Raw genomic sequence first — 1,637 nt, 5'->3', positions numbered from 1 at the left:
GACGGATGAAAGTCAAGTGGACGTCGGTGGTGGCTGGTGGGATCCTTTGGTTGGGTGCGGGTGACTGACGTAGCGAAGAGCAGACGGTTGGGGCTTCATGGAGTCTGTCGCGCGGCTTTGCCCTTCGAGGGCCTTGAAGATGCGCGCCCCGGTGTCGCGCCTGCACCCGTTTTCGCCGGCCCGGCGGCTTTCCAGTCGGCGATCGTCCGGCGGTAGGCGGTCTCGGCTCGGCGGGCGATCTCGCGTTCGGCCTCGCGGGTCTGGGCGTTTTTGTTGCCGGCGATTCCGCGCACGCCTTTGCGTGGCGGGGCGCCTGCGGCGAGCTCGAGCTGGCGGATCTTCGAGCGGGTCATCGAGGGGCGCGCGTAGGCGTAGTCCTCCTGACGGGTGAGCAGACACCAAAACAGGCAGGCGAGCTTGCGGGCGGTCGCGGTCGCGGCGACCTGCGGGCCTTTGCGGGCGCGGATCCGCTCGAAGAACGCCTTGAGCGGCCCCGGCGTCTGGGCGACCGACCAGGCGGCCTCACCGAGCATCCCCCGGGCCAGGCTGGAGCCCGCCTTGCTGATCCGGCCGTGGCGGGCCTCGGCGTTGCCGGACTGGCGTACCCGCGGATCCAAGCCGAGATAGCCGACAACGTGTCGTGCGGAGGGGAAGCGGCGGATGTCGCCGACCGAGGCCATGAACGCCGCGGCGGTATGCAGGTTGACGCCGGGGACTGTCATCAGCCGCTGGATCTGCGGCGAGTCGAGCGCCTGCGTGGCCAGCGCCGCCTCGAGCGCCCCGATCTCCGTGTCGAGGAAGTCGATCTGGCGGAGGCAGCCGTCGAGGGTCAGCCGCTCGTCGATCGGCAACTGCAGCTCGGCCAGCCACGCCCGGCCCTTCTTGCCGAAGCAGTCGCTGACCGGCGGGCGGCCGCAGAGGTTGCGCGCGGGGACCGCGTGTGCCTCGTTCTTGGCGCGTGTGCGGGCACGGACGAGCGCCTCCCGTCGTGCGCAGAGCCTGCGCAGCGCCCGTGTCCGCTCATCCGGGGCCCACACCGTCTCCAGGAACCCGGAGCCGGCGAGCCGGGCGAGCGTCCGGGCGTCCAGCCGGTCGGTCTTCGCCGTCGCCTTGCTGATCTGCGGCAACTTGCGCGTGTTCGCGACCAACACCGCCGCGACATGCGGCTCGATGATCTCAGCGATCAACCCCGCACCGCTGGTCGCCTCCAACGCCACGACATCGTCGGCCGCGAGACTGCGAGCGAACAGCTCGAGCTCCTCCACAACAGTGTTGATCCGGCCGGCCGAGCGCGCGTGGCCGTCCGGCTCCACGATCGCGATCTCGCAGAAGTCGCGATGCACGTCCATCCCGATGAACCTCACCGATCCCTCCCCTCCTCGACGACAACACGGGAAGCCGGCGGGCGAAGCGACAACGACGGATACGTGCTCACAGCACACCCGGGCAGGTCGCAGGGGCGGCCACGAACAACGCCGGGCTCGCAGCCCATCGGTTACCGGCGGCCTGCCCCACCTGTGCTTCCCAGGAGCAGCCCCTGTCCCGGGACACCGATCCTGCCCAAGACACCGGACGACCCCATCCCCACAGTTTCATCCCCGGACAACGGCTCCGCCTACGTCTCCACCATCCACGCG

General features: G+C 70.1%; 1 protein-coding gene. It reads right to left on the bottom strand.

The genetic code is table 11. The features are described 5' to 3' along the window. Positions 1–95: 95 nt before the first annotated feature. The gene (locus VIM26_RS25270; protein ID WP_331956092.1) at positions 96–1,349 is read right to left on the bottom strand and encodes an IS110 family transposase; all 1,254 of its coding nucleotides are present in this window, start codon (positions 1,347–1,349) and stop codon (positions 96–98) included. Between the last annotated feature and the right edge of the window lie 288 nt (positions 1,350–1,637).

Source organism: Pengzhenrongella sp. (genome assembly GCF_036565025.1).
Classification (GTDB): domain Bacteria; phylum Actinomycetota; class Actinomycetes; order Actinomycetales; family Cellulomonadaceae; genus Pengzhenrongella.
The sequence above is the reverse complement of the archived record's forward strand: the minus strand, read 5'-3'. Positions and strand labels throughout refer to the sequence as shown.